The sequence below is a fragment of the Burkholderia sp. LS-044 genome (genome assembly GCF_004803625.1).
Taxonomy (GTDB): domain Bacteria; phylum Pseudomonadota; class Gammaproteobacteria; order Burkholderiales; family Burkholderiaceae; genus Burkholderia; species Burkholderia cepacia.
In genome coordinates this window covers 57,616-78,104 of the sequence record NZ_SSWO01000027.1, presented here as the reverse complement: position 1 = coordinate 78,104, position 20,489 = coordinate 57,616, and the positions used below count along the sequence as shown (strand labels likewise).

Below are 20,489 nucleotides of genomic sequence, written 5' to 3'. Positions count from 1 at the left end.
GTTCAGGCGCCGACCTTCGACTCTGCGTAACGGTTAAAGCGAAGAAAGAAACGCAGCAAAACCAACCTTAGAACCGGACATCTCTAAATGGCTGGAAGGTGGACATCTGAATCCGGGTATGACATGTGTGTAGGTCCCAAGTTCAGATGTCGCGTTTCCGCTAAATAAAAATGTCGTGTTTTGGCCTGTAGGTTGATCGCCTGCACCCTTGGGAGCGCCGGCGATGAACGCGACTGGGACGATCACCATGACGATGCGCGAGCTGGATCGATTCAAGGTCATTCAGGACGTAGCCGACGGCAAGCTCAAACCATGGCGTGCAGCGGAACGGCTGGAATTGACGACCCGACAGGTCCACCGACTGGTCGCCTGGCTTCGAGAGCATGGCGCGGCGTGTTGGGTATCGGGACACCGAGCGAAGCCCGGCAATAAGTGAGCAATACCAACGGGATCGAGTCGAGCGCTTCCCATGGATCCGGCGCTTCTTCGCGAGAAGATGATGACCGACCGCCAGAACGAGTCGCTCCGTGAACAGCTGCTCCGATTCGATATCGTCCCGCGACGCGGGATGAAATGCGATGCCGGGATCAAACCGGCGCGCCCCGACCGAGATGCGCGCACACCGCGACGCGTGCACTCGAACGCACCCTGCGAAGATCCACGCCCGCCTACCCCTGCCGCGACACCCCGCCCGGCAACTACCACTACTGCCAGTACCTCCGCTGTCCGTGCCCCCTTACTCTTGTCGGCATCGCTGGCGCGCCGTCCGAGGCCGCGCCGCTTCGACCGGAGACACGACAGATGCCATTTGACTGGACGCAGGAACAGCATGCGACGCTCGCGCGCTTTCGCGACATCGGCACGGAGATCGCCGCGGTGGAACGCGACGCTCGCGCGCCTGCCGGATTCGATGCAGCCGGCTGGACCCGGCTCGGCCAGGAAGGACTGTGGGACATGATCGTGCCGGAGACCTACGGCGGCGACGGTCACGGCTGGTGGCACTTTTCCGCGGCGCTGGAGGGGCTTGCATCGACGATCCGCCGCCCGGCGCTGCTGCTGTCGGTGATCGCGCAGGCCGGCATGGTGCGCGCGCTCGAACGCTATGGCACGGCAACCCAGCAGGACCGCTATTTCGGCGCGATCCTGCGCGGCGAACTGAGCGCGACGGCGATCGCCGAACCGGGCACCGGCACCGACGTGCGCAGCATTGCGACGAAGCTGGTCGAGTACGGCGACGGCTACCGGCTGACCGGCAGCAAATTCAACATCGCGCACGCGCCGCTCGCGCGCTTCATCCTCGTCGTCACGCGTGTCGAAACGCTCGGCCGGCGCAATACGGCGCTCGTGATCGTCGACCGCGACCAGCCGGGCATGACCGTCGCGGCGCCCGATTGCAAGCTCGGCCTCGACGACCTGCCCACCGGCGCGCTGCATTTCGACGACTGCCCGATCGCGCGTGGCCAGCTGCTGGGCGAACCGGGCGCCGGGCTCGGCAACCTGATCGACATCATTTCGCTCGGCCGTCTCTACTACGGCCTCGTCGCCGCGCAGGTGACGGCGCCGTACCTGCGCGACGCAATCGCCTATTGCCGCGACCGGCGCAGCTTCGACAGCACGATCGACGCGCACCAGTACGTGCAGCGTCGCCTGGTCGACCTGCAGATCGGCATCGAGCGCGGCACGTGGCTCGCGCGCGGCGCGCTCGCGCAGTTGCTGACGGATCACCCGCAAGCGCTGATGTCCTGCTCGATCGCGAAGCTGGTCGGCGCGCAGGATCTCGTCGACGGCGCGCTCGGCCTCGTGCGGCTGTACGGCAGCCTCGGCTACCAGGCCGGGCCGGTGGCCGCATTCGCGTCGGATGCGCTGGGTTTCATGAGCGTCGGCGGAACCGAGGAAATGCATCGCAAGAACATCTTCAACCAGATGATGCGCGCCGGCTGAACGCCCGCCATCGACATGCGTACGACGCACCCTACAGGAATCCAAGCATGACAACGACCCACCGACGCCCTTCCCGCCTGCGCCGCTCCTGGCTGTTCCTCGCCGGCGCCGATCACGATGCGCTCGTCGACGGCGCCGCGAGCGGCGCGGACGTATTGATCCAGGAACTCGAGACCTTTACGCCGCCGGACCGGCGTCCGGCCGCGCGCGAACTCAGCGAGCGGGTGCTCGCGGGCTGGCGCGATGCCGGCATCCTCGCGTCCGTGCGCGTGAACCCGCTCGACGCGGGCGGCATCGACGACCTGCGCGCGGCGATGCGCGGCCGGCCGGACATCGTGATGATGTCGTACGTCGCGACGCCCGAGCAGGTCGTCGCGCTCGACGAAGCCGTCACGCGCTTCGAGCGCGAATACGATATTGCGCCCGGCTCGACGGAACTGGTGCCGAACATCGAGTCGACGCTCGGGCTCGTGAACACGATGGCGATCGCGCGTTCGAGCCCGCGCGTGTCGGCCGTGCTCGTCGCGACCGAGGACATGGTGGCCGACATGGGGGCCGAGCGCACCCGCGCGGGCCGCGAACTCGACTATGTGCGTTCGCGCTTTCGCGTCGAATGCGCGGCCGTCGGCGTCACCGCGATCGATTGCCCGTACAGCTATGCCGATAACGAAGGCGCGGAGCTCGACATGCGCGTGTCGCGCGGCCTCGGATACCAGGCCAAGGCGATCGTCAACGCGCAGTTCGTGCCGGTCGTCAATCGCGTGCTGACGCCGACGGCCGACGAAGTCGCCCTCGCCCGTCGCGTGATCGACGCGTTCGACACCGCCCGGCGCGCGTCCGGCGGCCGCCGCGTGGCCGCGGCCGTCGTCGACGGTTTCCTCGCGGAAGTCCCCGACTATCTCGCCGCGCACCGGCTGATCGCCCGCGCGACGCAATTCGGCATTGCCTGAGCCCGCCATGGATACGATCGCCACGCGCCTGAAGGCGCTGAAAACCCTCGCGCATGCGGCGCCGCACGTTCCGGCCGAAAACTGGCCCGACACGCCGCAAGCGCAATTCGAACGCTGGCTCGACGAGGCCGTTGTCGCAGGCGCCGTCGAACCGCAGGTGATGACGCTGTCGACGGTCCGCCCGGACGGACGGCCCGACGCACGCTCCGTCGTACTGCTGAACGTCGACGCGCGCGGCTGGCATTTCGCGGCGAGCACGCGCAGCCCCAAGGGGCGCCAGATCGAAAACCGGCCGTTCGCCGCGCTGACGTTCTATTGGCCGGTGATCGCGAGCCAGGTCCGCCTGAGCGGCCCGGTCGAGCGGCTGCCGGCCGCCGAAGGCCGCGCCGATTTCGCGGGCCGCCCGGAGCGGTCGCGCGCGAGCATCCTGGCCGGCCGGCAAAGCGAACGGCTCGACGATCCCGCCGACCTGACGCGCGCGATCGACGCGCAGCTCGCGCGGCTGGCCGCCGACCCCGCACTTGTGTCGGAGGACTGGCACCTGTACACGCTCGCACCGGACGAAGCCGAATTCTGGCGTGCCGACAGCGCACGCCGTTTTGCGCGGCAGGCGTACCGTCGTGACGGTCAGTGCTGGGAACGGTGTGCGCTATGGCCTTGAAATCCGCCGCACTCCCGTCGCGACCGGGCGGCACCCTGCACGACGGCATGAATGACCGGATGCACGAAGACACGCGCCTCATGCACGCGGGCCGCGACAGCGCGGCCTGGCACGGCTTCGTCAATCCGCCTGTCTACCATGCGTCGACCGTGCTCAGCCCGACGGTGTCCGATCTGCTGAACCGCACGCAGCCGTATATCTACGGCCGCCGTGGCACGCCGACGACCGACGCGCTCGAGCGCGCGGTGACGAGCCTCGAAGGCGGTGCCGGTGCGGTGCTGTGTCCGTCGGGCTTGTCCGCGTGCACGCTGGCGCTGCTGTCGTGCCTGAAGCCCGGCGATCACCTGCTGATGACCGCATCGGTCTACGGCCCGGTACGCCATGCGTGCGAAGGCGTGCTTGCGCGGCTCGGCGTCGAGACGACCTGGTATGACGGCCGCACGCCCGTCGCTGCCGCATTCCGTGCGAATACGCGCGCGCTGTATGTCGAAGTGCCGGGCTCCTATACGTTCGACATGCACGATATCCCGGCGCTCGTCCGGCTCGCGCACGCACACGGCGCGCTGGTCGTCGCGGACAACAGCTGGGCCACGCCGCTCTTCTTTCAACCGCATGCGTTCGGCATCGACCTGTCGATCCAGGCCGGCACCAAGTACCTGGTCGGGCATTCCGATGCGATGCTCGGCACCGTGTCGGCCACCGAGCGCGCGTGGCCCGCGTTGAAGCAACTGCACGGCGATCTCGGACTGTGCGCGGGCCCCGACGACGTCTATCTCGCGCTGCGCGGGTTGCGCACGCTCGGCGTGCGGCTGCGGCAACACCAGCGCAACGCACTGGCGGTCGCGAGCTGGCTCGCGACGCGCCCCGAAGTGCAGCGCGTGCTGTATCCGGCCCTCCCCGGCGACGACGGACATGCGCTGTGGCGCCGCGATTTCCGCGGCGCATCGGGGCTGTTCTCGGTCGTGCTGCAGCCGGCGCCGCCGCACGCGGTCGAAGCGTTTCTCGACCACCTCGCGCTGTTCGGGCTCGGTTATTCGTGGGGCGGCTACGAGAGCCTCGCGCTGCCGTTCGAACTGGACGCGCACGGCCTTGCCGCGAGCTGGCCGGCCGGCAGCCGCGGCGTGCGCGTGCATGTCGGGCTCGAGGACCCGGACGACCTGATCGCCGATCTCGCGGCCGGTCTCGATCGTTATGCGGCGTGCGCGCGGCAGGCCGCCGCCTGCGAGGATGCCGCGCGATGCTGACCGTCTGGGGCCGCCGCACGTCGTTCAACGTGCAGAAGGTGTTATGGCTCATCGGCGAGCTGGGCGTGCCGTACCGGCACATCGCGGCAGGCGGTGAGCACGGCTCGCTGCAGACGCCCGCGTTCGCGGCGCTGAATCCGACCTGCCGGATTCCGGTGATCGACTGGGATGGCGACGTCGTGTGGGAGTCGCACACGATCCTGCGCTATCTCGCCGCGCGGGTGCCGAACAATCCGTTCTGGTGCCGCGACGCGTTCGCCCGTTCGCGCGCGGAGCGCTGGATGGACTGGTCGCAGACCGCGCTCGAACCGGACGTGATGACCGGGCTGTTCTGGGCGCTCGTGCGAACGCCGCCGGAGCGGCGCGACGATGCGCTCGTGCGCGACAAGGCCGCGCGCAGCGCGACGCATTTCCAGCTGCTCGACCGGCTGCTGTCGACCCAGCCCTTCCTGGGCGGTGCGACGCCGGGCCTGGCCGACATACCGGCCGGCGCGACGCTGTTCCGCTATTTCTCGCTCGACGTCGAGCGGCCGCCGTTGCCGCACGTCGAGGCCTGGTACGCCCGCCTGAGCCGACGCCCCGCCTATCGCGAACAGGTCATGGTGTCGTTCGACGCGTTGCGCGGCCAGCCGGGCTGACTCTGCGCGTGACGACTCACACGGCCTCGCGGTTTCACGAACTCACGACCCTCTCGACACGACATGACGCACTCCGCCCTTCGTCCGATCCTGATCGTCCTGCATCGCGAACAGTCGAGCCCCGGCCGGATCGGCCGGCTGCTTGCCGCCCGCGGCCATCCGCTCGACATTCGTCGCCCGCCGCTCGGCGATCCGCTGCCGGCGACGCTGGCCGACCACGCGGGCGCCGTGGTGTTCGGCGGCCCGATGAGCGCCAACGACGGCGATCGCTGGATTCAGGATGAAATCGACTGGATCGGCGTGCCGCTGCGCGAGGCGGCACCCTTTCTCGGTGTCTGCCTGGGGGCGCAGATGATGATCCGCCACCTGGGCGGCCGCGTGAGCGCGCATCGCGACGGGCGCGCGGAAATCGGTTATTGGCCGATCGCCGCGACGCCCGCCGGCCGGCGTCTCGGGTCGTGGCCGTCGCACGTCTACCAGTGGCATCGCGAGGGCTTCGAACGCGTCGCCGGGCTCGAGATTCTCGCGACCGGCGAGCACTTCGAGAACCAGGCCGTGCGCTACGGGCCGCGCGCGTACGGCGTGCAGTTCCATCCGGAAGTGAGCTATCCGATGATGCGGCGCTGGAGCACGGCCGCCGCGCACAAGCTGTCGGCGCCCGGTGCGCAGGATCTCGCGACGCAGGCACGCGAAGGCCGGCGGCACGACCGGGCGACGGCCGCGTGGCTCAGCGCGTTTCTCGACCGCTGGCTCGACGATGCGCCCGCATCAGGTCGGCACGGTCACGTCGGAGATGCTGATCAGCCCCCACTCGACCGCTCGCAGCACGGCTTCGTGCCGACGTGACACGTTGAACTTGCGGCGGATGTTCATGAAGTGGAAATTGATGCACGACTCGGTCACGTTCAGGATGTGGCCGATTTCCCACGACGTCTTGCCGGCCGCGTGCCAGCGCAGGCATTCGACTTCCCGCCGGCTGAGCCGCGGCACGCTGTCGGGCGGTGCATGGCAGCGCGTGCCGGCGATCGCTTCGCACGCGACGTCGCGCAGCAGTGTCAGCGCCGCGAGATGGCGGTCGCAGTGCTCGCGCGTGGCGGCGAGCTCGTCGGTGCTCGCACACAACAGCATGCCGACCTCCCCCTTCGCGCCGCGCACCGGCAGCACGACGCCGCTGCGCATGCCGTATGCGGCCGCCGCTTCGTAACACGGGCGCTGCTCCGGCAGCGCGAACAATGCGTCGTCCCAGACGAGCGGCAGTGCCGAACGGAAGCAATGCCGCAGCATCGGGTCGACGCGGTCGAACTGGCGCTGCCGGTACAGCGCCGTCCAGCCGGGCACGCCGCTGCTCCATTTGCGCGCGAGATCGAACGACGCGCCGGTAAACGGCAACACGATCAGCACGACCTTGTCGAACCCCATTCCGGCGGCCGCGTCGGTCATTCTCTGCCATGACGCGTCCGTGTCGCCGGGTACCAACCATTTCAGACAATCCAGTCCATTCATACAAGCCACCCCGTTCGTTTAGTTGGAATCTGCAGCCAGGCGGACTTGCGCAACCGGTTCGAGACGTTGCGCGCGAACGGGCCGCGCTAGACCGCCTCGGCCAGACGTCGCCGGCCTGCCTGCCTCGCGTCGTCGAGCGACGCCGTCACGTCGAACGGAATGCCGAACGCCTTTTCGATGCCGGATGCGTTCGCGATGGCCGCTTCACGCTCGGCCGGGTCCGGTTCGATCGTGATGAGCGCACGGCAGACCGCGGCGAGCGCGGCGCGGTTCTGCTTGAGCCACATGCCGCGTTCCTTGCGGTCGTCGTGCGCTTCATCCGGGCGGGCCGGCGGAAAGATCATGACAAACGGCTCGCCGTGCCGCATCAGCGCGTGCATGTCGTCGAGCCAGCGCTGCGCGTAGCCGGCGGATGCGATCGCGTCGTTGCGCACGACGACGAACGGAAATTCCGCGACGTCGAACACGGCGAGCGTCGCCAGGTCGGGGGGCATGGCACCAGCGTGGTGGGTGGGCATCGGGTCAACCTCCATCGAATTGAACAGCATGGGTCGGAACGGGCCGCGCAGCGCCCGCTTCATCGTTTCGCGGCGGCGCCGGGGCCGAACGGCGGACGGGCGAGCCAGACCACCGCGATCACGGCGAGATACACGCAGCCGAGCGCGAACGAAACGTCGTTGAACGAGATCTGGTACGCCTGCGCATCGACCAGGTTGCCCAGCAGCGTCGCCGCGCGCTGCGGATCGCCGCCGCCGAGCCGTGCGACTTCGGCGCGTACGGCCGGGTCGAACGCGCTCACGTGCTCGCTGAGCTGCGCGTGGTGCAGGATCGCGCGCCGGTCCCACAGGAACGACGTGATCGATACCGCGAAGCTCGCGCCGAGCGTGCGCAGGAACGTCGACAGGCCGGAGCCGGCGGCGATCTCGTCCGGCTTCAGGTCGGACAGCAGGATGCTGTTGATCGGCATGATGAACAGTGCGAGGCCGAGGCCCTGCAGCAGCTGGATCAGCGCGATGTGCGTGAAGTCGATGTCGGGCACGAAACCCGCGCGCAGGAACGACGACGTGCCGAGGATCGCGAACGCGCAGCACACGAGCACGCGCATGTTGAAGCGCGGCGCGTACTTGCCCATGAACGGCGTCATCAGCACGGGGATCACGCCCATCGGCGCGACGGCGAGCCCGGCCCAGAACGCGGTGTAGCCGAGCGTGCGCTGCAGCCACTGCGGCACGATCACGTTGACCGCGAAGAACGCCGAATACGCGAGCACAAGCGTCAGCGTGCCGGCCGCGAAGTTGCGATGCGCGAAGAGCCGCAGGTTCACGATCGGGTTCGGCTCGTTGAGCTCCCAGATCAGGAACAGCGCGATGCCGAACGCGGCGACCACCGACATCACGACGATGAACGTCGAGTTGAACCAGTCGGCTTCGTTGCCCTTGTCGAGCACGATCTGCAGCGCGCCGACGCCGACGATCAGCGCGGCGAGGCCCACATAGTCGACGCGCGCGGCAACGGTCGTCTCGACGCGAGCGCGCATCTGCGCGAACACGCACATCGCGGCGAACACGCCGATCGGCAGGTTGATCAGGAACGCCCAGCGCCACGAGTAATGCTCGGTGACCCAGCCGCCGAACACGGGCCCCGCGATCGGCGCGACGACCGTGACCATCGCGATCATCGACAGCGCGAAACCGCGCCGCTGCGGCGGGTAGATCGACAGCATCAGCGCCTGCGTGGTCGGGATCATCGGCCCGGCCACCAGGCCCTGCAGCGCGCGGAACGCAACGAGCTGCGGCAGGTTTTGCGCGAGGCCGCACAGGAGCGACGCGAACGTGAACGCGAGCGTCGCCCACACGAACAGCCGCACCTGCCCGACGCGCTTGACGAGAAACCCGGTCAGCGGCAGCGCGATCGCATTGCTGACCGAGAACGTCGTGACGACCCACGCGCTCTGCGTCGTGCTCACGCCGAAGTTGCCGGCGATCGTCGGCAGCGACACGTTGGCGACGGTGCCGTCCAGCACCTGCATGAAGACCGCGAGCGCGAGGCCGAAGGTCGTGAGCCCGACGCTCGACGGTCGAAAACCGCTGTCGGCGGCCGCCATCGGGCCGCTCATCGCACCGTCTCCGCGCGCGCTGCCGACGGCAGGTTCGCATGGATGACGTCGGCGATCAGGCTGTCGGCGCGGGCCAGCTCGTCGCGGTACACGTCGGTGCGGAAGACCGGCGCGCGCTGCTCGCGACGCGACAGCATCGCGCCGCTGCGGTCGTGCTGGTCGACGCGTGCGTGCATCGACAGGCCGATGCGCAGCGGATGCGCGTCGAGCTGGGCCGGCTCCGTCAGCTCGATGCGCACCGGCAGCCGCTGCACGATCTTGATCCAGTTGCCGGTCGCGTTCTGCGCCGGCAGCAGCGAAAACGCGCTGCCGGTGCCGACGCCCAGGCTTTGCACGCGGCCGGTATAGCGCACCGCGTCGCCGTACAAGTCGGCGGTCAGTTCGACCGGCTGCCCGATGCGCATGTGCTCGAGCTGCTTCTCGGTGAAGTTCGCATCGACCCACAGCTCGCGCAGCGGCACCACCGCCAGCAGCGGCACGCCGGGCGACACGCGCTGCCCGACCTGCACCGTGCGCTTCGCGACATAACCGGTGACGGGCGTGACGATGTCGGTGCGTGCATGCGCGAGGTACGCGGCGCGCAGCCGTTCGGCCGCGGCCTGCACGTCGGGGTGCGACGCGACGGCGGTGTCGTCGATCAACGCCTTGCTCGTCTGGTGCTGCTCGCTCAACGTGGCGAGCGCGCTTTGCGCGGCCGCGTACGCGCTTTGCGCGGAGGTCAGCGTGTCGCGTGCATGCGCGAGTTCCTCGCGTGAAATCGCGCCGGAGCGGCCGAGATCCTCGCGACGGCTGTAGTCGGCCTTCGCCTTGTCGAGCGCGGTGCGTCGCGAGTCGAGTTCGGCGCGTGCGCCGTCGATGCTGTTCGCCAGCCCGCGTTCGTTGCTGTACAGGCCGCGCACCTTGCGCACCGTTGCCGCGAGATCGGCCTGCGCAGTCGCGAGCGCGATCTGCGCGTCGCTCGGGTCGAGGCGTACGAGCGGCGTGCCGGCGCGGACGAGGTTGCCGTCGTCCGCGTCGATCGACACGACGGTGCCCGTCACCTGCGGCGTCAGCTCGACGACGTTGCCTTGCGCGTACGCGTTGTCGGTGGATTCGTACCAGCGTCCGACGATCACGTACCAGATGCCCCAGCCGAGGATGCCGAGCGCGAACACGGCGACGAGCGCGCGCACCAGATGCTTGCGCCGTGCCGGCGGTGCCGGCGGCGTCGCGGGTGCGGCACCGCCGGGTGCCGGTGGCGTGCGGGTGTCCGGCCCGCCAGGCGCGCCCGGCGCGCGGGGGGCGCCGGTGTGGTCGGCCGCCGGCTGCTGGCGGGCGCTGGCGGAATCGGCGGCGGCCGGCCGCGCGGGAGTCTGCAGGGAGTTGTCGCTGCTCATGGTTCGATATCAAGGACGTTGGGAAGGAGTGGCGGCGAGCGCGACGTCGTCCGGCTCGGCGCGAAAGCCGCCGCCGAGCGCGGCGACGAGCTGCAGCGACTGGTCCGCGCGCTGCGCGCGCAGCGCGGCGACCTCGCGGCTCGCGACCAGCAGTTGCTGGCGCACGACGAGCGCGTCGAGGTAGCTGCCGACGCCGGCCCGGTAGCGCGCGTCCGCGAGCCGCCACGCATCGGTGGCGGAGTCGAACGCACGCTGCTGCGCATCGGTCTGCACGGCGAGCGAATCCAGCCGGTGCAGATCGTCGGCCACCTCGCCGATCGCACCGATCAGCGTCTTGTTGTAACCGGCGACCGCGAGGTCGTATTGCGCGTCACGCCGGCGCAGCACGCCGCGCCGCTCGCCGCCGTCGAAGATCGGCAGGCTCACGGCCGGGCTGACGTTGTAGGTGCGCGATGCGGCCTGGAACAGCGATGCGCCCCCGCGCGTCGCGAGCCCGATCAGCGCGGTGAGGCTGACGTTGGGCAGGAAATCCGCACGGGCGGCCGCGACGTTGCGGCTGGCCGCCTCGACCCGCCAGCGCGCGGCGACGAGGTCGGCGCGCCGGCCGAGCAGCGCGGCCGGGAGGTCGGCCGGCACCGCGAGCGCGGCGGTCGGCAGCGGCGCGGGCCGCACGAGCGCGAGGCCGCGGTCGGGGCCGGCGCCGAGCAGGATCGCGAGCGCGATGCGCGCACTGTCGATCGCCTGGGCCGTGCGTGCCTGCTCGCGCGTCGCGGCCGCGACTTCGCTTTCCGCCTGGCGCTGTTGCGCGACGTTGTCGATGCCTTTCGTGACGCGCTGGCGCGTGAGCGTGAGCGCTTCGTCGGCGCGCGCGTATTCGGCCCGCGCGACGTCCTGCTGATCGAACGCATACGCGAGATTCACGTAGGCGCGCGCAACGTTGACCGACAGCAGCACGCGTGCGGCCTGCGCATCGATTTGCGCGGCGCGCGCTTCGCCGAGCGCGGCTTCCCACGCGGCACGGCGCCCGCCCCACAGATCGAGATCCCAGCTCAGGCCGAGATTGACCTCGCGCGTGTGGCTGAAGAAGCCGCCGCCCTCGCCCGACGAAAACTGGGTACCGGACAGCCGCTCGGCCTTTGCGCTCGCGCGGCCGTCGAGATGCGGCAGCCGCGCGGCCCGCGCTTCGATCACCAGCGCCTGCGCTTCGCGTGCGCGCGCATCGGCGGTCGCGAGATCGGGGTTGCCGGCGAGCGCCTCGTCGATCAGCGCGCTCAGTTGCGCATCGTTCAGCGCGCGCCACCAGTCGGCGGCCGGCCAGTCGGCGGCGGGCACATGCGCGAGGCTGCGCGATGCGGCGAGCGTATCGGCGCCGCGCAGCGTGCCTGCGGGTGCGAGCCCGTCGCGGCTCGCGCACGCGCCGAGCACGACGAGCGCGGCGGCGGCGGCGATTCGCGACATGACGCGCAGTGCGCCGGCATCGCGTGTCCAGGGAGCAAGTGCTGCATGCATCGCATTCCTCTGCTTCGTATCGGTTTGAACACGACACGCATTGTTGGACGCCCCCGGGCAAAGCTGATAATGTTGTTTAGACAAAAAATAATGAATTCCGGCCATGCCCATCCGAGACACTTCTCCACCGCGCACCGTGCAGCGCGCCGATTCCGATCCGAGCGAACGCGAGGACGGCCCGTCACTGATCGCCGTCTGGGGGGAGGACGACGGCAGCAACACGTACCGGCTCGGCACCCGCGAGGTCGACTGGCACAGCCATCTGCGCGGGCAGGTGTTCTGCGTGGAAAGCGGTTTCGCGCACGTGCGCACGCCGCACGGTTCGTGGTTGTTGCCGCCGCATCGCGCGGGCTGGATTCCGCCCGGCGAGCAGCACAAGGTCAGCATCAGCGGCGCGTTGAGCGGCTGGAGCGTCGTGATCGCACCGGCCGCAAGCCGGCGGATGCCGGGGCAGCCATGCGTGATCGCGATCACCGAGCTGATGCGCGCGCTCGTGCGGCGCGCGGTGTCGTGGGCGGACCAGGACAGGCTCGACGTCGAGCAGGCACGCATCAGCGTCGTGCTGCTCGACGAGATGCGCCGCGCGCCGCACGAGCCGCTGCACCTGCCGATGCCGCGCGACCGGCGGCTGCTGCGCATCGCCAACGCGATCCTCGGGCAGCCGCACGACAGCCGCACGCTCGAAGCGTGGGCCGAATGGGCCGGGCTGTCCGCCCGCACGCTGAGCCGGCTGTTCGTCGCCGAAACCGGCACGAGCTTCGCGCAATGGCGCCAGCAGGCGCGCCTCACGCATGCGCTCGAACGTCTCGCGAGCGGCGACAGCGTCGCCAACATCGCCGACGCGCTGGGCTATGCGACGCCGAGCAACTTCATCGCGATGTTCCGCCGCGCGTTCGGCGATTCGCCCGCGCATTACTTCGCGAAGCGCAGGCAGCCGTAGCGCGATACGGCCCTGCCCCTATCACCCCTGCCAGTACAGCACCCGCATCGACGTCGCTATAGTCGCCGTGCGACCGGCCGGTCGGTCGCTCAATGTGACTTGTGGAGGGTGTCGATGTCGAATGCCGTTGGGTCGGACCACACGCCGATCGTCTCCGAGCAGCAGCTCGCCGATCATCTGGCCGCCGGCTGCAAGCCGGCCGTGCAGTTCCGGATCGGGACCGAGCACGAGAAGTTCGTCGTCGCGCGTGCGACGCACGCAGCCGCGCCTTACGACGGGCCGTCGGGCATCGCCGCGGTGCTCGCGGGGCTGCAAGGCGACGGCGCGCCGATCGTCGATGCCGGGCGGATCGTCGGCGTGATCCAGCGCGACGGCGCCGCGATCTCGCTCGAGCCGGCCGGCCAGCTCGAACTGTCGGGGGCGCCGCTCGAAACGCTGCACGATACGCATGCCGAGCTGCATGCGCATCTCGCCGCGGTGCGCGACGCGTGCGAACCGCTCGGCCTGCGCTGCGCGCCGCTGGGGTTTCACCCTCACCTTGCGCGCGCGGCACTGCCGTGGATGCCGAAGCAGCGTTACGGGATCATGCAGCGCTACATGCCGCGCGTCGGGACGCGCGGGCTCGACATGATGCAGCGCACCTGCACCGTGCAGGTCAACCTCGATTTCGCATCGGAAAGCGACATGGCGCGCAAGATGCGCGTGTCGCTGGCGTTGCAGCCCGTTGCGACCGCGCTGTTCGCGAACTCGCCGTTCGCCGAAGGCAGGCCGACCGGCTTGCTGTCGACGCGCGCGCACACGTGGCTCGACACCGACGAGGATCGCTGCGGGGCGCCGGCGCTGTTCCTGTCGCGCAGCTTCGGTTTCGAGCGCTACGTGAGCTGGCTGCTCGACAACGTGCCGATGTATTTCGTGCGGCGCGGCGACCGCTACGCGGACGCGACCGGATGGACGTTCCGCGATTTCATGCGACGCCGCATTCCGCATCTCGAGGGCGAGACGCCGACCCTCGGCGACTTCGCCGACCACCTGACGACGGTCTTCACCGAAGTGCGGCTCAAGCGCTATCTCGAGATGCGCGGCGCCGATGCGGGTTCGCCCGCCATGATGGTCGCGCTGTCTGCATTCTGGACCGGCCTGCTGTACGATCCGACCGCGCTGTCGGAGGCCGAGACGCTGGCCGCCGCGATCGACCGCGGCACGCTGCTGACCCTGCGGCGCGACGTGCCGCGTTTCGGGCTCGGCGCGTCGGTCGACGGCCGCCCGTTGCGCGCGTTCGCGGCCGATGCACTCGCGATCGCGCATCGCGGCCTGCGCGCGCGGGCGCGCAGGGATGCAGCCGGCCGCGACGAATCCGTGTATCTCGCGCCGCTCGACGAGATCGTCGCCGGTGCGCCGACCCAGGCCGAACACTGGCTTGCCCGCTATCGCGACGCGTGGGCCGGCGACGCGACGCAGATCTACGACGAAGCCGAAATCTGACCGCGTCGCGCGGGGCCGCTCATGCGCAGCACGCGAGGAGCGGCTCGTGCGCGAACTCGACGTCCGGCGCCGGCGCATGGCCGCGCCGGCGCGCACGAACCGCGTGCGCGAGCGTCTCGAGGAGCTGCGTGGTATCGGCGAACGAGAGGCACGCGTCGGTGATGCTCTGCCCGTAGCGCAGCGGCACGCCGGGCACGAGGTCCTGGCGCCCTTCGATCAGGTTCGACTCGACCAGCACGCCGACGATGCGCGTATCGCCGGCCGCGACCTGCGCGGCGACGGCCGTGCCGACGCTCAACTGATTGCGGAACTGGCGGCGGCTGTTGCCGTGGCTGACGTCGATCATCACGCGCGGCGCGCAGCGCGCGGCCGCCATGCGTTCGCATGCGGCATTCACCGCGGCTGCATCGAAATTCGGCTCGCGCCCGCCGCGCAGCACGACGTGCGTATGCGGATTGCCGGGCGAGGCCGCCGCGCATAGCCGGCCGCCCGTGTCGACCGACAGGAAGCGATGCGCGCGCGCGGCCGCGCACATCGCATCGACGGCCACCTGGACATTGCCGTCGGTGCCGTTCTTGAAACCGATCGGGATCGGCAGCGACGACGCCAGCTCGCGATGCACCTGCGATTCCACGGTGCGGGCGCCGATCGCCCCCCGTGCGACCAGGTCGGCCAGGTAGCGCGGCGACAGCGGATCGAGAAACTCGGTCGCCGCCGGCATCTCCGCGCCGTTGATGTCGCACAGCAGCGCGCGGGCCGTATGCAGTCCCGTGTCGATCCGTTCGCTGCCGTCCAGCAGCGGGTCGTTGATGAGCCCCTTCCAGCCGACCGTCGTGCGCGGCTTCTCGAAGTACACGCGCATCACGATTTCCAGCTCGTCCGCGAAGCGCGCGCGTTGCAGCGCGAGCCGTGCCGCATAGTCGCGCGCCGCGGCCGGGTCGTGCACCGAGCACGGGCCGGCGATGACCACGAGACGGTCGTCCGTGCCGTTCAGCACGTCGACGATCGCGTGGCGAGCCAGATGAACCGTGCGCGACGCGCGCAACGCAGGCTGCAGCGCGCCGGCCAGATCCGCGGGGGACGGCAGGTGCAGCTCGGCGTCACGGTTCGTCGTCCAGGTATTCGCATGCATGGGGACTGCCCTCCTGTCGATAATTCGGGGGATTTTTTACTACAGCGCGACTGTATTGAATGGCGCTTTTGGTGCGCAACTAACATAGTTGCCAGTTTCTAATTCATAACCTTATGAATGACAGAAATAAGCAAGGCAACCGGAAATTGAGGCATTGGGTTTGCCTGATTTCGAGACGCGCTCCGGGCCGGGAATGCGATTTTTTATTCTGGATTCTGGAGCATTTTATGACGCGCGGCTGCCGATTGTTCAGCCTTTCGAAGCGGGTTGCTATTCGTTCTGATAGTGGCGTCGCGATAGGCGTTCAATTAATTTTAAGATTCCTGACAGGCCAATCAGGTTCATATATATAAATCAACCCAGTTATTGCGGAGAATCACCATGTCGAAACGTCATTACGAAACGCCGATTCACGTCAAGTATCGCGATACCGATTCGATGGGGCATGTGAGCAGTCCCGTCTATTACGACTATCTGCAGCATTCCTACCTCTGCTACATGTTCGATCTCCTCGGCCTGCCGCGGAGCGAAAAGCTGCCGCACATCATGGTGAAGACGCAGTGCGAGTACCTCGCACCGGCGCAATTCGGCGACAACCTGACGATCCGGTCGAGCATCGTGCGTTTCGGCAGCAAGAGCTTCGATCTCGAACACCTGATGGAACGCGATGACCAGACCATCGTCGCGCGCGGCATGTCGACGCACGTGATGTTCGATTACGCGAACAACACGACGCAGGCCGTGCCCGACGAGTTCAAGGCGCGCGTGCTCGAATTCCAGGGTTCGCTGTGATGCGCGCGCGCCATTTCGGGAGCGACACGTGAGCGCCGCGGTGGCGCGCGCCCGGCGCCGGATCGGTGCGATCGTCGAGCGCCGCGACGACCGCGCGATCGTCATCGTCCGGCATGCGGCGCAGACGTTGCTCGAGCCGGCCGCGCTCGAGCGGCATCGTTCGCTCGTCAGCCGTCACGAGGACGAACTCGAGGTGCTGCTGCAGCCGTGCGGTGGCGCGCACGACGGCGTGCGCCCGCTGCTCGGGCGGTTGCGGGATGCCGGCGTGACCGTCGCGCTCGACGCGGCGACGCTCGCTCACGACGCGTCGCTGCTCGAGTTCGCGAGCTGGGTCACGCAGTGCGCGACGCCCGGCGACACGGTGCCGCCGCGCGACGATGCTGCCGTGCCGGGCGGCGGGCTGTTCTGCGGCCTGGTCGTGCGATGGCGCGACTTGCGCAACGGGTGGCGGCGGCCGGAACGTGACGACGCGCCCGAACGCACGCCGCAAACGATCGCGGCGGATGCGGCCGAGCACATCGCGGCCGGCGATCCGGACGGGCAGGTGCTCGGCGCGCTGCTCGACGCCGACGACGCAGCCACCGACGCGGCGCTGGACACGTTGTCGGACGCGGTACGCGCGCGGCGGATCTGCGCGGCGACGCGGGCCGGCTGGCCGCTTGCGCGACGGTTATGAGCGCCGTCGCCACGGCGGTCGACGCGCGTGCCCTGCCCGACCGCGCGTTCCTGGTCGGCATGATGGGCGCGGGCAAATCGACGCTCGGCCGCGCGCTCGCGGCATCGCTCGGCTGGACGTTCGCCGACAGCGATGACGAGATCGCGCGGCGCACCGGCCGCTCGGTCGCCGAGCTGTTCGACAGGGTCGGCGAAGGCGGCTTTCGTCTGCTCGAAACGCAAATCGTCGACGAACTGACGCAGCGCCCGAACGTCGTCGTGGCGACCGGCGGGGGCGCGGTGCTGAATCCGCGCAGCCGCGCGCGCCTGAGCGAGCGCGGCTGCGTGATCTACTTGCATGCGGACCCCGATGCGCTGTGGCGCCGCACGCGCGATGACACGCGGCGGCCGCTGCTGCAGGTGGCCGACCCGCGGCAAACCCTCGCCGCGCTGTACCGGATGCGCGATCCGCTGTATCGCGAATGCGCACATGCGCTCGTCGATACGACGGCGCAGGACGTCGCGCGCGCGACGGCCGACGTGTTGACGGTGCTGCTGGCGCGGATCGATGCGCCGGATTGACGGCGCGTGCGGCGGACGTTCGCTTCCCTGCCCCCGAAGCGATGGCGGGACGCATGGGCGTGGCGCGGACTTTGAGTATCCGACGCGTTTTCGAAACGACGAGTTTGGATTTTTAATCGTGTTATTGTGATAAGAAAAGTTATCTCGATGATACGGGAGTGAACCGAAAAGCGCTGGGCAGGCGTCGCTTAAACGTGGGCTGTTTCATGCCGGATTTCCTGGCCGGCGCTTCGATCGGAGCGCAATTTCCGCGGCACGGCCGGATGTGCGTCGGCATGCCGCCGATGCGCGTCGTTTCGTCCGCTTTCCGGAGCACCTCGGGAATGAATGGCGGCTGCCTGCCTTCACGAATTGGCGCATCGTCTCCGGCGAGCTTCGCGGGTCGCGGTTCGTCAACGACTGCGCCTCGCGCCAACGGGCGACAACTGCCCTCCGCCGCATTTGTTCCCGAGACGCAAGACTGTTGCGCCATGGTGGGTGTTCGAGATCGTGACCGGCGTGTCTACAGTGAGCCCATCGGATTCATCGATCCGTTCGGCACTGAAGCCGGGAACCCATCACCTATCGAGGCAAATCATGAGCGCATCCAAGGTCATCATCGTCACCGGCGCATCGCAAGGCATCGGCGCGGAAACGGTCAACGCATTCCGGGCTCGCGGCCATCGCGTCGTCGCGACGTCACGTTCGATCGGCCCGTCAAACGATCCGGATCTCGTCACCGTCGCGGGTGACATCGGCGATCCGGCCGTCGCGCGGCGCGTGGTCGACACGGCCATCGAGCACTTCGGCCGCGTCGACACGCTCGTCAACAACGCCGGCGTGTTCATCGCGAAGCCGTTCACGCAGTACACCGCGGACGACTATGCGCAGATCACGAGCGTCAACCTGAGCGGTTTCTTCCACGTCACGCAGCATGCGATCGCCGCGATGCAGAAACACGGCAGCGGCCACGTGGTCAGCGTCACGACGAGCCTGGTCGATCATGCGAACAGCAACGTGCCGTCGGTGCTCGCATCGCTGACGAAGGGCGGATTGAATGCGGCGACGAAGTCGCTCGCGATCGAGTATGCGAAGGCCGGCATTCGCGTGAATGCGGTGTCGCCCGGCATCATCAAGTCGCCGATGCATGCGCCCGACACCCATGCGACGCTTGCGTCGCTGCATCCGGTCGGCCGCATGGGCGAGATGAGCGACATCGTCGACGCGATCCTGTACCTGGACTCGGCACCGTTCGTCACGGGCGAGATCCTGCACGTCGACGGCGGCCAGAGCGCCGGGCATTGAGTCGCGGCGTCGAAACCGCGAGCCGGCGCGCCTATCGCGACGCGCCGGCCCGCCTGGCGCGTGTCCCGGCCGGCCGCCTGGCCGGCTCGCGCGCCAGCTGCTCGACGAGAAAATCGACGAACACGCGCACGCGCGACGACAGGAAGCGCGCATGCGGATACAGCAGCATGAAGGGCCGCGACCGGCCGCCGAGGCCGGGCAGCACTTCCACGAGCGTGCCGGCGCGCAGATCCTGCTCGACGATGAAGCGGTAGGTCTGGAACAGGCCCGCACCGCCGCGCGCGAGCGTCACACCGGCGAGGACGTCGCCCGACGTACCGTAGCTGCCGGTCGTCGCGACGTCGACTTCCTCCGATCCATCGTTGAACAGCCAGGGAATCGGCCGCCCGCTGCTCGGCAGCTCGAACTGGATGCATTCGTGCGCATGCAGATCGTCGATGGCGGCCGGCATGCCCGCGCGCTTCAGGTAGCCGGGCGTCGCGACGACCACGAGTTCGGCGTCCTCCAGCTTGCGCGCGACCAGGTTCGAATCGGCCGGCGCGCGCCCGCGAATCGCGAGATCGTAGCCTTCCTCCGCGAAATCGATGTTGCGGTTGCTCAGGTGGGTTTCGACGCGCACGTCCGGGTACCGCTCGCGAAATGCCGGCAGCAGCGGCAGCACGCGATAGTGCCCGTACGGCGTCGGCATGCTGATCCGCAGCAGGCCGGCGGGCGTGGCCTGCTGGCCGGTTGCCTCGCGCTCCGCGTCGACGAGTTGCGCCAGCGCGTCGCGGCATTGCTCGAAGTAGCGGCGGCCGGGATCGGTCAGGCGGATCTGGCGTGTCGTGCGCACGAACAGCCGCACGCCGAGACGCTCCTCGAGCCGCGCCACCGACCGGCTGACCGCGGCCGGCGTGACGCTCGCCGCGTTTGCCGCGAGCGTGAAGCTGCCGAGTTCGGCGGCAAGACAGAACAGCTCGATGCTGCCCAGCAGCAGATCGTCGAATTGTCGTTGCATGGTTCCTGCGGTCTCCGGCGGATGGCGCGCGATGGAGCGACGAGTGTGCATGAATCCCGTGCGGGAAACCAGCGGGCGCGCATGGCGCGATTCGTTACACCGCGTCGTGAATCAATTGCGCGACCGACATTTACCGGCTTCGGCCGCGTGACTACAGTGCAGTGACTCGCAGGCAGTACCGATCGCCCGACCCTTTTCCCGCAAGGAGCATGACATGACCGTCGAACAGAAGCTGGCCGACCTCGGCCTCGCGTTACCCGAACCGCCGAACCCGCTCGGCAGCTATACGGCCGTCAGCGAAGCGGGCAACCTGCTGTTCGTGTCGGGACAACTGCCGCTCGTCGACGGCAAGGTCGCGTATACCGGCCGCGTCGGCGAACAGTTGAGCGTCGACGACGGCAAGCATGCCGCCCGGCTCGCGGCGCTGAACGTGCTCGCGCAGATCCGCCGGCACCTGGGCGGCTTCGAGCGCCTGAGCAAGATCGTGCGCGTCGAGGGGCACGTCAGTTCGGCCGACGGCTTTTTCGGGCAACCGGCCGTGATCGACGGCGCGTCGGACCTGTTCGCCGCCGTGCTCGGCGACAAGGCGGGACACGCGCGCTCGGCGTTCTCCCAGCGCCAGTTGCCGGCCGACGCGGCCGTGATCCTCGTCGTGATCGCCGCGATCGATCCGGCGTGACGGTTCGGC

General features: G+C 69.0%; 20 protein-coding genes and 1 pseudogene. 14 read left to right on the top strand and 7 right to left on the bottom strand.

The window, feature by feature from the left end:
• Nucleotides 1–223: 223 nt before the first annotated feature.
• The 7 genes and pseudogenes from E9536_RS42320 to E9536_RS38810 all read left to right on the top strand — a co-directional run.
• Nucleotides 224–388 (top strand): annotated as a pseudogene (locus E9536_RS42320) (helix-turn-helix domain-containing protein); the annotation flags it as partial.
• 413 nt (nucleotides 389–801) lie between these two features.
• The gene (locus E9536_RS38835) at nucleotides 802–1,941 is read left to right on the top strand and encodes an acyl-CoA dehydrogenase family protein (RefSeq protein ID WP_136472849.1); all 1,140 of its coding nucleotides are present in this window, start codon (nucleotides 802–804) and stop codon (nucleotides 1,939–1,941) included.
• A 47-nt stretch (nucleotides 1,942–1,988) separates the two neighbouring features.
• The gene (locus E9536_RS38830) at nucleotides 1,989–2,891 is read left to right on the top strand and encodes a CoA ester lyase (protein ID WP_027787350.1); all 903 of its coding nucleotides are present in this window, start codon (nucleotides 1,989–1,991) and stop codon (nucleotides 2,889–2,891) included.
• A 7-nt stretch (nucleotides 2,892–2,898) separates the two neighbouring features.
• Nucleotides 2,899–3,552, top strand: coding sequence for a pyridoxal 5'-phosphate synthase (locus E9536_RS38825; RefSeq protein ID WP_027787351.1), 654 nt, complete (start codon nucleotides 2,899–2,901; stop codon nucleotides 3,550–3,552).
• The gene (metC, locus tag E9536_RS38820; protein WP_136472847.1) at nucleotides 3,543–4,796 is read left to right on the top strand and encodes a cystathionine beta-lyase; all 1,254 of its coding nucleotides are present in this window, start codon (nucleotides 3,543–3,545) and stop codon (nucleotides 4,794–4,796) included. Before E9536_RS38825 ends, metC begins: the two co-directional genes overlap by 10 nt.
• Nucleotides 4,790–5,434 carry a glutathione S-transferase gene (locus tag E9536_RS38815; RefSeq protein ID WP_021160969.1) on the top strand — a complete coding sequence of 215 codons (645 nt, stop codon included), beginning with the start codon at nucleotides 4,790–4,792 and terminating at the stop codon, nucleotides 5,432–5,434. The genes metC and E9536_RS38815 overlap by 7 nt, the downstream gene beginning before the upstream one ends.
• A gap of 63 nt (nucleotides 5,435–5,497) precedes the next feature.
• Entirely contained in the window at nucleotides 5,498–6,280 is a 783-nt protein-coding gene (locus E9536_RS38810) for a glutamine amidotransferase (protein WP_049098307.1), read from the top strand.
• On the opposite strand, the gene E9536_RS38805 is transcribed toward E9536_RS38810, so the two are convergent.
• From E9536_RS38805 to E9536_RS38785, 5 genes are all read right to left on the bottom strand, one after another.
• A complete protein-coding gene (locus E9536_RS38805; protein ID WP_080982137.1) occupies nucleotides 6,203–6,937 on the bottom strand; it encodes an autoinducer binding domain-containing protein in 735 nt (244 codons plus the stop codon). The two genes, E9536_RS38810 and E9536_RS38805, sit on opposite strands and share 78 nt — an antisense overlap.
• 86 nt (nucleotides 6,938–7,023) lie before the next feature.
• Nucleotides 7,024–7,455, bottom strand: coding sequence for a hypothetical protein (locus E9536_RS38800; protein ID WP_049098311.1), 432 nt, complete (start codon nucleotides 7,453–7,455; stop codon nucleotides 7,024–7,026).
• Between the two features lie 59 nt (nucleotides 7,456–7,514).
• A complete protein-coding gene (locus E9536_RS38795) occupies nucleotides 7,515–9,053 on the bottom strand; it encodes a DHA2 family efflux MFS transporter permease subunit (RefSeq protein WP_059700335.1) in 1,539 nt (512 codons plus the stop codon).
• Nucleotides 9,050–10,429, bottom strand: coding sequence for an HlyD family efflux transporter periplasmic adaptor subunit (locus E9536_RS38790; protein WP_136472845.1), 1,380 nt, complete (start codon nucleotides 10,427–10,429; stop codon nucleotides 9,050–9,052). Before E9536_RS38790 ends, E9536_RS38795 begins: the two co-directional genes overlap by 4 nt.
• Before the next feature lie 9 nt (nucleotides 10,430–10,438).
• Entirely contained in the window at nucleotides 10,439–11,887 is a 1,449-nt protein-coding gene (locus E9536_RS38785) for an efflux transporter outer membrane subunit (RefSeq protein ID WP_226127202.1), read from the bottom strand.
• Nucleotides 11,888–12,041: 154 nt separating this feature from the next.
• On the opposite strand from E9536_RS38785, the gene E9536_RS38780 reads away from it, so the two are divergent.
• On the top strand, nucleotides 12,042–12,878 hold the full coding sequence (locus E9536_RS38780) for a helix-turn-helix transcriptional regulator (protein WP_021159581.1): 837 nt from the start codon (nucleotides 12,042–12,044) through the stop codon (nucleotides 12,876–12,878).
• Between the two features lie 114 nt (nucleotides 12,879–12,992).
• Nucleotides 12,993–14,360, top strand: coding sequence for a glutamate--cysteine ligase (locus E9536_RS38775; RefSeq protein WP_136472843.1), 1,368 nt, complete (start codon nucleotides 12,993–12,995; stop codon nucleotides 14,358–14,360).
• Between the two features lie 19 nt (nucleotides 14,361–14,379).
• On the opposite strand, the gene E9536_RS38770 is transcribed toward E9536_RS38775, so the two are convergent.
• Nucleotides 14,380–15,492, bottom strand: a complete 1,113-nt coding sequence (locus E9536_RS38770; RefSeq protein ID WP_136472841.1) for a 3-deoxy-7-phosphoheptulonate synthase — start codon at nucleotides 15,490–15,492, stop codon at nucleotides 14,380–14,382.
• A 381-nt stretch (nucleotides 15,493–15,873) separates the two neighbouring features.
• On the opposite strand from E9536_RS38770, the gene E9536_RS38765 reads away from it, so the two are divergent.
• The 4 genes from E9536_RS38765 (at nucleotide 15,874) to E9536_RS38750 (ending at nucleotide 18,804) form a co-directional block, all read left to right on the top strand.
• Nucleotides 15,874–16,284: an acyl-CoA thioesterase gene (locus tag E9536_RS38765; RefSeq protein ID WP_021159585.1), complete on the top strand. Its 411-nt coding sequence runs from the start codon at nucleotides 15,874–15,876 to the stop codon at nucleotides 16,282–16,284.
• Between the two features lie 28 nt (nucleotides 16,285–16,312).
• On the top strand, nucleotides 16,313–16,960 hold the full coding sequence (locus E9536_RS38760) for a hypothetical protein (RefSeq protein WP_059700329.1): 648 nt from the start codon (nucleotides 16,313–16,315) through the stop codon (nucleotides 16,958–16,960).
• Nucleotides 16,957–17,520, top strand: coding sequence for a shikimate kinase (locus tag E9536_RS38755; protein ID WP_059700327.1), 564 nt, complete (start codon nucleotides 16,957–16,959; stop codon nucleotides 17,518–17,520). The genes E9536_RS38760 and E9536_RS38755 overlap by 4 nt, the downstream gene beginning before the upstream one ends.
• A 576-nt stretch (nucleotides 17,521–18,096) precedes the next feature.
• Nucleotides 18,097–18,804 (top strand): SDR family NAD(P)-dependent oxidoreductase, encoded by a 708-nt coding sequence (locus tag E9536_RS38750; protein ID WP_119337037.1) that lies wholly within the window; start codon nucleotides 18,097–18,099, stop codon nucleotides 18,802–18,804.
• A 31-nt stretch (nucleotides 18,805–18,835) separates the two neighbouring features.
• Here E9536_RS38750 and E9536_RS38745 read toward each other — a convergent pair whose 3' ends face one another.
• Nucleotides 18,836–19,801 (bottom strand): LysR family transcriptional regulator, encoded by a 966-nt coding sequence (locus tag E9536_RS38745; RefSeq protein ID WP_059700323.1) that lies wholly within the window; start codon nucleotides 19,799–19,801, stop codon nucleotides 18,836–18,838.
• A gap of 214 nt (nucleotides 19,802–20,015) precedes the next feature.
• On the opposite strand from E9536_RS38745, the gene E9536_RS38740 reads away from it, so the two are divergent.
• Nucleotides 20,016–20,480 (top strand): RidA family protein, encoded by a 465-nt coding sequence (locus E9536_RS38740; protein ID WP_027787361.1) that lies wholly within the window; start codon nucleotides 20,016–20,018, stop codon nucleotides 20,478–20,480.
• Nucleotides 20,481–20,489 lie beyond the last annotated feature (9 nt).